The sequence below is a fragment of the Robertmurraya mangrovi genome (assembly GCF_034427655.1).
GTDB classification, from domain to species: Bacteria; Bacillota; Bacilli; order Bacillales; family Cytobacillaceae; genus Robertmurraya_A; species Robertmurraya_A mangrovi.
In genome coordinates, this window is the sequence record NZ_JAXOFX010000030.1 from 20847 (window position 1) to 30749 (window position 9903).

Annotated in this window: 10 protein-coding genes, 1 rRNA gene and 1 riboswitch; all 11 genes read right to left on the reverse strand. The window is 37.8% G+C overall.

Annotation, left to right across the window (positions count from 1 at the left end; translation table 11 throughout):
- Positions 1–93 precede the first annotated feature (93 nt).
- Entirely contained in the window at positions 94–1500 is a 1407-nt protein-coding gene (gene purF, locus SM124_RS23505) for an amidophosphoribosyltransferase (protein WP_322448901.1), read from the reverse strand.
- A complete protein-coding gene (gene purL, locus SM124_RS23510) occupies positions 1485–3701 on the reverse strand; it encodes a phosphoribosylformylglycinamidine synthase subunit PurL (RefSeq protein ID WP_322448902.1) in 2217 nt (738 codons plus the stop codon). The genes purF and purL overlap by 16 nt, the downstream gene beginning before the upstream one ends.
- Positions 3685–4368: a phosphoribosylformylglycinamidine synthase subunit PurQ gene (purQ, locus tag SM124_RS23515; protein ID WP_322448903.1), complete on the reverse strand. Its 684-nt coding sequence runs from the start codon at positions 4366–4368 to the stop codon at positions 3685–3687. Before purQ ends, purL begins: the two co-directional genes overlap by 17 nt.
- Positions 4365–4619, reverse strand: coding sequence for a phosphoribosylformylglycinamidine synthase subunit PurS (gene purS / locus SM124_RS23520; protein ID WP_322448904.1), 255 nt, complete (start codon positions 4617–4619; stop codon positions 4365–4367). The genes purQ and purS overlap by 4 nt, the downstream gene beginning before the upstream one ends.
- Positions 4612–5331 (reverse strand): phosphoribosylaminoimidazolesuccinocarboxamide synthase, encoded by a 720-nt coding sequence (purC, locus tag SM124_RS23525; RefSeq protein WP_322448905.1) that lies wholly within the window; start codon positions 5329–5331, stop codon positions 4612–4614. Before purC ends, purS begins: the two co-directional genes overlap by 8 nt.
- Positions 5332–5438: 107 nt before the next feature.
- On the reverse strand, positions 5439–6731 hold the full coding sequence (purB, locus tag SM124_RS23530; RefSeq protein WP_322448906.1) for an adenylosuccinate lyase: 1293 nt from the start codon (positions 6729–6731) through the stop codon (positions 5439–5441).
- 3 nt (positions 6732–6734) lie between these two features.
- A complete protein-coding gene (gene purK, locus SM124_RS23535; protein ID WP_322448907.1) occupies positions 6735–7886 on the reverse strand; it encodes a 5-(carboxyamino)imidazole ribonucleotide synthase in 1152 nt (383 codons plus the stop codon).
- Positions 7873–8361 (reverse strand): 5-(carboxyamino)imidazole ribonucleotide mutase, encoded by a 489-nt coding sequence (gene purE / locus SM124_RS23540; RefSeq protein ID WP_322448908.1) that lies wholly within the window; start codon positions 8359–8361, stop codon positions 7873–7875. Before purE ends, purK begins: the two co-directional genes overlap by 14 nt.
- A 145-nt stretch (positions 8362–8506) precedes the next feature.
- Positions 8507–8608, reverse strand: a riboswitch (purine riboswitch).
- Positions 8609–8704: 96 nt separating this feature from the next.
- Positions 8705–8905 (reverse strand): NETI motif-containing protein, encoded by a 201-nt coding sequence (locus tag SM124_RS23545; protein ID WP_322448909.1) that lies wholly within the window; start codon positions 8903–8905, stop codon positions 8705–8707.
- A complete protein-coding gene (locus SM124_RS23550) occupies positions 8902–9423 on the reverse strand; it encodes a DUF2179 domain-containing protein (RefSeq protein ID WP_322448910.1) in 522 nt (173 codons plus the stop codon). The genes SM124_RS23545 and SM124_RS23550 overlap by 4 nt, the downstream gene beginning before the upstream one ends.
- Positions 9424–9777: 354 nt before the next feature.
- Positions 9778–9894 (reverse strand): 5S ribosomal RNA (gene rrf / locus SM124_RS23555).
- Between the last annotated feature and the right edge of the window lie 9 nt (positions 9895–9903).

A 9903-nucleotide genomic window follows, 5' to 3' on the forward strand; every position in this document is an offset into this window, starting at 1 on the left:
CATGTAGTAAAATCGGCTATTGGATTTTATCTTACCATGTCGCTTTAATCATAATCAGATGCCCCTATTAACCTGATTTTTTTTTGAAATCTATTAGCACTTTACTTCTAATTCTTGCGGATAAATTTCTGTAGGATATTTACCAGTGAAACAAGCTAAACATTGCCCACAATTTTCATCGGTATTCTTTCTTCCGATCCCCTCTAACATCCCCTCAACACTTAAGAATGTTAAAGTATCTGCCCCGATAATTTGTCTAATTTCCTCTACTGAATGTCTTGATGCAATTAACTCTTCTCTAGTAGAAGTGTCAATTCCATAAAAACAAGGATTCTGAATCGGTGGTGAACTGATCACCACATGAACTTCAGCCGCTCCCGCTTCTTTTAACATAGAAACAATTCGTCTACTAGTTGTACCACGAACGATAGAATCGTCTACCATGATTACTCTTTTTCCTTCAACCACTCCACGTACAGGAGAAAGCTTCATCTTCACACCTTGTTCACGTAGAGATTGAGAAGGCTGGATAAACGTTCTACCCACATATCTATTCTTAATTAAGCCCATTTCATATGGAATACCAGATGCTTCCGCATAACCGATTGCTGCTGAAATACTAGAGTCAGGTACACCAGTAACAACATCTGCTTCAATTTGAACTTCTTGAGCTAATTTCTTTCCTAAGTTCTTACGTGCCGTATGAACATTAATTCCATGAATATCACTATCAGGACGAGAAAAATAAACATACTCCATTGTACACATTGCTTGGTTAGAAGCCATTGCGAACAATTCTGAGTGAATTCCTTCGTCATTTATGACTAGAAGTTCACCTGGTTGAACATCACGAATAAACTGAGCACCTACTACATCAAAAGCACATGTTTCTGATGCAACAACATAGGCATCTCCAAGCTTAGCTAGTGATAAAGGACGTAAACCATTCGGGTCAAGTGCAATCATCATTTCCTTCTCGGTCATAATCAGAAATGCATATGCTCCTTTAATCATCGTTAAAGCATTTTTCACTCGATCTTTTAAAGAAGAGAAACCGCCTCTTTTAATTAAATGCGCTAAAACTTCTGTATCAGAGCTAGTTTGAAAGATACTACCTTGGCCTTCTAACTGATTTTTTAAAGCTGTTGCATTAACAAGGTTACCGTTATGGGCAAGTGCTAAGCTTCCACTATTAGAGTGGAAAAGGAGTGGTTGAACATTTTCATAACCGCCGCCACCTGCTGTTGAGTAACGCACATGACCAATGGCTGCTTTACCAGTCATCTCTTTCATAGACTCTTGTGTAAAAATTTCAGCAACCAATCCTTCACCCTTTAAACCTTTAAGCTTTTCTCCATCTGTTACGACCATTCCAGTACCTTCTTGACCGCGATGCTGCAAACTATGAAGACCGTAGTAGGTGATTTGAGGAGCGTCTGTATGTCCCCATACTCCAAAAACACCACACTCTTCGTTTAATCCTCTTAACTCAGCAAGCATGGAATAGCTCCTTTCCAAGCCGTTCTTAACTCTTCTACTTGTTTATTGATAACGATTTCTTCATTATTTTTAATTTCAAGAACTGAAGAAGCTGTAACTTCACCAATTAGAGTCGCTTCTACTAAACTCTCAAATTGTTGTTGGTGTTCTTTTTTCACTGTTAAAAGGAAACGTGATTGCGTTTCACTGAATAAAGAAGAAACTGTATTTCCGCTTACTGATACGGTTGCACCTAATCCATTACTTCCGATTAAGCTTTCTGCTAATGCAACAGCTAAACCACCTTCAGCTAAGTCATGGGCTGAAGCGACAACACCTGCACGAATGGCTCCCAATACTTGACCTTGATGCTCAGCTTCTACTTCAACATTTAACTCAGGTGCTTTTCCGAAAATACGGCCATATGTTAATTTTTGAAGCTCACTTCCACCAAACTCATCTTTAGTCTCACCAAGTAAGTAGATTAAATCTCCCGCAGCTTTGAAGCTTTGTGTAGTAATGTGGGCTAAATCTTCAACTAAACCAACCATCCCTACAACTGGAGTTGGATACACAGCTGTTCCGTTCGTTTCGTTGTATAACGAAACGTTTCCACCGATAACTGGCGTATTTAATCCACGGCAAGCTTCACTCATACCATCTACTGCTTTTTCAAACTGCCAGAAGATTTCAGGCTTCTCAGGATTACCGAAGTTTAAGCAATCAGTAATAGCTAACGGTTCAGCACCAGATGCAACAATATTTCTTGCTGCTTCAGCTACGGCAATTTTCCCACCTGTTTCAGGATCTAAGTAAATATAGCGTGAGTTACAATCTGTTGTCATTGCTAATGCTTTACGCGTACCACGGATACGAACTACCGCTGCATCAGAACCTGGTGATACGACAGTATTTGTACGAACCATATGATCATATTGATTATAAACCCACTCTTTACTTGCGATAGTAGGTTGTTTTAATAAATTTACTAATGTCTCGTTATAGTCATCTACAGAAGGAATATCATTATCCATTGCTTGGAACTCACGGAAATATTCCGGCTCTTGAGATGGCTTATGGTACACTGGAGCATCTTCTGCTAATGCATCAGCAGGAACATTTGCTACCACTTCACCATTGTGAATTAAGCGCAGCATTTTATCGTCTGTTACAACACCGATTGCAACAGCTTCTAAATCATATTTAGAGAAAAGATCAACGATTTCTTGCTCTCTTCCTTTTTGCACAACGATTAACATACGCTCTTGAGACTCAGAAAGCATCATTTCATATGCTGTCATACCTCTTTCACGTTGAGGTACTAAGCTTAAATCCATTTCAATTCCTGAACCTGCTTTAGATGCCATTTCTGCTGAAGAACTTGTTAAGCCTGCTGCACCCATATCTTGAATTCCAACTAGCGCGTCCGACTGAACTAACTCTAGACAAGCTTCTAGTAAAAGCTTTTCCATGAATGGATCTCCAACCTGTACTGCTGGGCGCTTATCATCAGACTCTTCCGTTAATTCTTCTGAAGCGAATGTTGCCCCGTGAATTCCGTCACGACCCGTTTTTGCACCAACATACATGACTGTATTTCCAACACCGTGTGCTTGACCTTTTTTAATATCTTTGTGATCAATTAAACCAACACACATAGCATTTACTAACGGATTTCCTTCATAAGCAGCGTCGAATTGGACCTCTCCACCTACTGTTGGAATTCCGATACAGTTTCCATAACCAGCAATCCCTGCTACAACTTCTTTAAAAAGGTACTTAACACGAGCAGAATCCAGTTCTCCAAAGCGTAAAGAGTTAAGAAGCGCGACCGGTCTTGCTCCCATCGAAAATACGTCACGTATAATTCCACCAACACCCGTTGCCGCACCTTGGTATGGCTCAATTGCAGAAGGGTGGTTATGGCTTTCAATTTTAAATACAACTGCTTGCTCGTCGCCGATATCAACAATACCAGCTCCTTCTCCAGGACCTTGAAGTACTCTTTCACCTGATGTAGGGAACTTTCTTAGAACTGGCTTTGAGTTTTTATAGCTGCAGTGCTCTGACCACATAACTGAGAATAAACCTGTTTCTGTATAATTTGGTGTTCGGCCTAGAATTTTCTCAACCATCGCAAATTCTTCATCGGACAAACCCATTTCTCGGTAGACTTTTTCTAATTTAATTTGTTCCGGACTTGGCTCAAGCTTTAACGACATGTGCTTCCCTCCACTGTTTTACGATTGATTGAAATAATTTTAATCCATCCGCTCCACCTAAAAGTTCATCTACTGCTCTTTCAGGATGTGGCATCATTCCGAGGACATTCCCTTTTTCGTTTACGATACCAGCAATATTTTCAATACTACCGTTCGGATTATCTACATATGTGAAAACAATTTGATTATTTGCTTTTAATTGGGCTAGTGTCTCTTCATCACAATAATAGTTGCCTTCACCATGAGCAATCGGTACAGAAATGACTTCACCTTGTTTATAGTCTGATGAAAACATTGTTTGGTTATTTTCTACTCGTAATCCAACAGGCTTACAAATGAACTTTAGACTATCATTTCGTCTCATAGCCCCTGGAAGTAGACCTGATTCTAATAAAATCTGAAATCCGTTACAAACACCAAGAATCGGTTTACCAACCTCAGCAGCTTTTACAACTTCTTTCATTACGTTACTAAAACGTGCAATTGCACCAGAGCGTAGGTAATCTCCGTAAGAGAATCCACCTGGAAGTAAAATACCGTCGAATTCATCTAAATTATCAACATCATGCCAAACATATTCTACTTCTTCACCTAGTTCATCTTTAATGGCATGAAACATATCAATGTCACAATTCGAACCTGGGAATACAACTACCGCAAACTTCACTGAGCAACTACCTCCTCAATCTCATAACGATAGTCTTCGATAACTGGGTTAGCCAATACTTTATCACAGATTTCTTTAACAACATCATCGATATTACGGTCAGATTTTTCAATTGTTAGCTCCATAAATTTACCGATACGAACATCAGATACATCTTTATAGTTTAAAGAATGTAATGAATTTACAACGGCTGTTCCTTGAGGATCTAATACGCTTTCTCTTAATGTTACGAAAACCTTTACTTTATACATGTTGTGGGCCTCCCAATCTTTCTAATATATTTTCATAGGCATCTGTTAAATTTCCTAAATCACGACGGAACACGTCTTTATCTAACTTTGCATTTGTTTCTTTATCCCATAGGCGACAAGTATCTGGGGAAATTTCATCAGCTAGTAAAACTTCACCAGCAGCATCCTTACCAAACTCAAGCTTGAAATCAATTAAGTTAATTCCTAATTCAGCAAAAAAGCTTGATAGGATTGAATTTACTTTTAGTGCTTTTTCTTTTAAAAGTGCTACTTCTTTCTCATTCGCAAGACCAAGTTCAAAAATTTGATCATCTGTCATAATTGGATCGCCTAAGTCGTCATTTTTTAAATAAAATTCTACTAATGGCTTTGATAATGGCTTTCCTTCTTCAATTCCCAATCTCTTAGAAAAGCTTCCAGCTGCAACGTTTCGAACAACTGTCTCAAGAGGAATAATGTTTACTTTTTTAACAAGTTGCTCAGTTTCAGATAAGCGTTCCACAAAGTGAGATGCAACTCCTGCTTCATGTAACTTTGAAAATAGTAAACTAGTAATTTCGTTATTTAAACGACCTTTACCAGTAATTTCAGCTTTCTTTTCTCCATTGAAAGCTGTTGCTGAATCTTTATATTGAATCCAAACAAGATTTTCATCGTCAGTCATGTAAACCCTTTTTGCTTTTCCTTCATATAACAGTGCTCTTTTTTCCATCTGGAGAGCCTCCTTAAGTATGAAAATTAGGAATCTTCAATCTTTAAATTTTATAGTAAGCACCCCTATATAGGTTGGTGTTCACTATTTATTATTGATTTTGGAAGTTACAGCCCACAGCGTTCAAAGATTGTATCAACGTGTTTAATATGATGGTTGTAGTCGAAGCAATCTTCAATCTCAGCAGGAGAAAGTTTAGACGTAATTCTTTCATCCGCTTCAATAATATTGCGGAAGTGTACTTGAGTTTCCCATGCTTCCATTGCCTTCGGTTGAACGGTGTCATATGCTTCTTCACGAGTCAATCCTTTATCAATCAGTGCTAATAGGACACGTTGAGAGTAGATTATTCCAAAAGTACGGTCCATGTTTCGTTTCATGTTATCTGGGAACACCGTTAAGTTTTTCACGATATTACCGAAACGGTTTAACATGTAGTTAAGTGCAATCGTTGCATCTGGAATGATAATTCTTTCAGCAGAAGAGTGTGAAATATCTCTTTCATGCCATAAAGGTACGTTCTCATATGCTGTTAACATGTAACCACGAATCACACGAGCAAGACCAGTCATGTTTTCAGACCCAATTGGGTTACGTTTATGTGGCATTGCAGAAGAGCCTTTTTGTCCTTTTGCAAAAAATTCTTCCACTTCACGTGTTTCACTTTTTTGTAAACCGCGAATTTCGACAGCAAATTTCTCAATAGAAGTCGCAATTAAAGCAATCGCAGACATATAATGAGCATGGCGATCACGTTGTAATGTTTGTGTAGAGATAGGAGCTGGTTGAATCCCTAATTTTTCACATACATATTTCTCAATAAATGGATCAATATTTGCAAACGTTCCAACAGCACCAGACATTTTTCCAAACTCAATTCCTGCAGCTGCTTGTTTAAAACGCTCAAGATTACGTTTCATTTCCTCATACCAAAGGGCAAGCTTTAAACCAAAAGTAGTTGGTTCCGCATGAACACCGTGTGTACGTCCCATCATGACCGTATATTTATGTTCTAATGCTTTATTTTTTAGAATTTCTACAAAGTTCTCGAGATCTTTTAATAAAATATTGTTCGCTTGTTTGATTAAGTATGAAAGGGCTGTGTCAACTACATCAGTCGAAGTTAATCCGTAGTGAACCCATTTTCTTTCTTCACCAAGAGTTTCAGAAACCGCTCTTGTAAAAGCAATTACATCATGTCTTGTTTCTTCTTCGATTTCTTTGATACGGTTAATATCAAACGAAGCATTTTCACGGATTTTTTGAACATCCTCTTGAGGTATTTCCCCAAGCTCCACCCAAGCCTCACAAGCTAAAATTTCTACCTCTAACCAAGCCTTAAATTTATTCTCTTCTGTCCAAATCGCTCCCATTTCTGGGCGTGTATAACGTTCAATCATGGTTTATCCTCCGATCTTTTCCTTCACATTTTCCCATATGTCCGTTTGTTCCGCTTCAAGAAGGGCTTCTTCTACAGTATCTCTTAAAATAGTTACATGACCCATTTTTCTTTTGAATTTCGCTTCCTTTTTCCCGTACAAATGAACTTTCCAATTTGTTAAGGTTGGGATGTTATTTATTAAACTAGACTGGTGCTCACCCAATATGTTAACCATAACAGCTGGCTTTAATAGGTCAGTACTTCCAAGTGGCCAGTTACAAACCGCTCGTATATGTTGTTCAAATTGAGAAGTTTCACAAGCTTCAATCGTATAATGCCCTGAATTATGTGGTCGAGGGGCTAGTTCATTAATGTATATTGTACCTTCTTTTGTTAAGAACATTTCTACCGCTAACGTACCAACTAACTCGAGGGACTCAGCAATTAATTTTGCCATCGCTACTGCTTTATCTTTAGAATCTTGATTAATTCTAGCTGGAACAATCGTTTGATGAAGAATGTTTTCAATATGAATGTTTTCTCCAACCGGAAAAACTTCTGTTTCTCCCTTTGGATTTCTAACTACAATGACAGAAATCTCTTTCTCAAAAGGAATCCATTTCTCAAGGACGCATATTCCTTTATTTAGTAGTTCTTCCGCTAGTAAAATATCCTTTTCTTCTCTAATGACAAGCTGACCCTTACCGTCATATCCACCTCTTGCCGTTTTTAAAACCGCTGGGTAACCTAAATCTTTAAGGTTTAGATATACATCTTCAAGAGTTTCTACCACTCCATATGGGGCTACATCTACTCCTGCTTTTTGTATCGCTTGTTTCTCACTAATTCTATTTTGAGTAATCTCTAATAGCTTTGTTCCTTGAGGTACGTATGCATTTTTATGAAGCCACTGTAGTGCTTCAGCATCGATATTCTCAAATTCGTATGTAATCACATCACTGATAAATGATAGTTGCTTAATAGCTTCTAAATGATGGTATTCACCTATAACCTTATAGTCAGACACTTGCCCGCACGGTGAATCCTCAGTAGGATCTAGAACAGCAATTTTAAAACCTTGAGCCTTAGCTGCAAGAGCCATCATTCTCCCTAGCTGCCCACCACCAATAATACCGATTGTTTGCCCTGGTAAAATTACTTTAGACAAGCTCATCACTACTTTCTAATACAGTTTGTTTCGTTTCTTCTCTCATGTTTTCAAGTCTATGGGCAATTTCTAAATCAGTCGTTCCGATTATCTGTGCTGCTAGTAAGCCAGCATTAGTTGCTCCAGCCTTTCCAATCGCTACCGTTGCTACTGGTACTCCACCAGGCATCTGAACAATTGATAAGAGCGAATCTAAGCCGTTTAACGCCTTGGACTGCACTGGAACTCCTATAACAGGTAATGTAGTTTTCGCTGCAACCATGCCAGGTAAGTGGGCTGCTCCACCGGCACCTGCAATAATTACATTAATTCCTCTATCACGAGCCGATTCTGCATATTCAAACATTAAATCTGGAGTACGGTGGGCTGATACGACCTTCTTTTCGTATTTGACCTCAAGTTGATCAAGTACGTCACATGCGTGTTTCATTGTTTCCCAATCTGACTTACTCCCCATAATAATTCCAACTTGAATGCTCATTTTAATCCTCCAGAATCATTTTTATCTATTAATTCTCAAAATAAAAAGCCCAAAACAGATGCCTTCCTATCAGAGAAAGAAATCTGCCCGGGCTTAATACATAAAAATGTGCTTGTTCTTGCACACACTAATAAAACGCAAACCGGCCATATTTACTTTCCCTCATAGTCCGATAATTAACGGTTATCGGGTAGAAACTTATGGGCCATATCCCCATTGATATACGAGGGTAAATATTTGAGTTCATTATCACTATCTACATCTTAACAATGAAATTCCCTTAGTGTCAACAAAAATATCGAACGATAAAAAACATTTATTTATTAATGTTCGTGTTTTGCTGTTACTCTGTTCTTTTTGCTTCAAAAATAATTTGTCTACCTACAGGTTCATAACTAATGGATCCACCTTCATTTACTTCCTTAAAAATGGGTTTCTCCATTCTTCTAGTAGGCATATAACCCTCTTTCTTAATTCTTTCTAGACATTGATCAATGGTCTCATTCTCTTTAACCTCAAATGATTGCTTCTTAGCTTTACTCACGGAAACAACTTTCCTTTCTTTACAGATTTAACCCAAAAGCCCCCATATATCGTTTTAGGTTCATAGGAGATAATAAAAGCCTTAGGATCTAACTCTTTTATAGTGGCATATAATTTTAACTCATACTTTCTAGGCGTTAAAATTTGCATGGCCATTCGATCTCCCTCAAGGCCATTTGCTGCCCAGTTAGTGACTCCATAGCCTTTTTCTCGCAACATCTTCGGCAAATCTTTATCATATTCTTTCGTAATCACATTAACCGTTATATATCCAAGAGCTAATTTCTCCTCAATCTTCATTCCAACAATAACACCAATGCCATAACCAACCGCATAAGCAATAAGGTTTTGTATTTCATTCAAATTATCCAATACAAGACCTAAACCTATAACATAAATAACTACCTCTATCATACTTATAAGAGCAGCCAAATAACGCCTGCCCTTCAATGTCAAAATCATTCTTATTGTAAAAAAAGAAACATAGACAATATTTATAATAAGAATGATAGCTACCATTAACAGTCCATCAAATACCAATTAGAATCCCCCTTTTAAAATCTATAAGTTTCTATTGTACAAGAGTTTCTTAAATTTGCGAACCTTTTTAAATCATTTCTAGAGTACTTAGGAATTATGTAACTTAAGCAGGTTATTAATTGTAGATACATTCCTTATTAGCCTTTTAGCTTGTTGATATATTTATGCATGAGGGATTCATTATTATGTGAGGAGTCTCCATTTTTATAAAACTAAGGTGTATTTGGATATCAATCTTTATGAGGTATCTAGAAGCCTTAGTCTATTGAATTTTATTAGATAATATCTATTAGGCAAAAAAAAAACGAGTATCCATAAGATACTCGTTTTTTTGCCTGGCGACGTCCTACTCTCACAAGGGGACAGCCCCTAACTACCATTGGCGCTGAGAAGCTTAACTTCCGTGTTCGGTATGGGAACGGGTGTGACCTTCTCGCTATCGCCACCAGACTATGTAAT

Excerpts from the sequence above, each read along its gene's own strand:
- purF (WP_322448901.1), bottom strand. The coding sequence starts at position 1,500 with ATGCTTGCTGAGTTAAGAGGATTAAACGAAGAGTGTGGTGTTTTTGGA.
- purL (WP_322448902.1), bottom strand. The coding sequence starts at position 3,701 with ATGTCGTTAAAGCTTGAGCCAAGTCCGGAACAAATTAAATTAGAAAAA.
- purS (WP_322448904.1), bottom strand. The coding sequence starts at position 4,619 with ATGTATAAAGTAAAGGTTTTCGTAACATTAAGAGAAAGCGTATTAGAT.
- purC (WP_322448905.1), bottom strand. The coding sequence starts at position 5,331 with ATGGAAAAAAGAGCACTGTTATATGAAGGAAAAGCAAAAAGGGTTTAC.
- purB (WP_322448906.1), bottom strand. The coding sequence starts at position 6,731 with ATGATTGAACGTTATACACGCCCAGAAATGGGAGCGATTTGGACAGAA.
- purK (WP_322448907.1), bottom strand. The coding sequence starts at position 7,886 with ATGAGCTTGTCTAAAGTAATTTTACCAGGGCAAACAATCGGTATTATT.
- purE (WP_322448908.1), bottom strand. The coding sequence starts at position 8,361 with ATGAGCATTCAAGTTGGAATTATTATGGGGAGTAAGTCAGATTGGGAA.
- SM124_RS23550 (WP_322448910.1), bottom strand. The coding sequence starts at position 9,423 with ATGGTAGCTATCATTCTTATTATAAATATTGTCTATGTTTCTTTTTTT.